The sequence below is a fragment of the Halomonas sp. 3D7M genome, assembly GCF_014897885.1.
In the GTDB taxonomy this organism is placed as follows: domain Bacteria; phylum Pseudomonadota; class Gammaproteobacteria; order Pseudomonadales; family Halomonadaceae; genus Vreelandella.
In genome coordinates, this window is sequence record NZ_JABUZF010000257.1 from 1 (window position 1) to 334 (window position 334).

At 53.6% G+C, this 334-nt stretch carries 1 protein-coding gene; it reads right to left on the reverse strand.

Going from position 1 to position 334, the window contains the following annotated elements:
* Window positions 1-334 (reverse strand): segregation and condensation protein A (locus INT22_RS21275; protein ID WP_226912825.1); only part of this gene is annotated, 334 nt, incomplete at both ends.

Here is a 334-nt window from a genome sequence, read left to right on the forward strand (position 1 = left end):
CCATCCGTGAGGGCTGCACGTCGCGCACGCACATGAATGGGCGACAGTGGCGCGTTCTGAACAATTTCGATCATGGCTTCTTTGGCTAATTCTAAAATGGCCATAAACGTAACAACGACTCCAGCACGCCCCTCTTCCAGCGTAAACAACGCTTCAAACGGGGTATAGCGCTGATGGTCCCCGTCGTGACTTAACTGCTCCATAATTTTCAGCATGCGTTCGCGGGTAGAGAGTACCTCGCGGCTGATTTGGTGGGCTTGCGCCAACTCAGCGCGTTTCAGAATATCCGACAGCGCCCCCAGCAGTTCATCTAGCCCTACATCGGGATGAATTA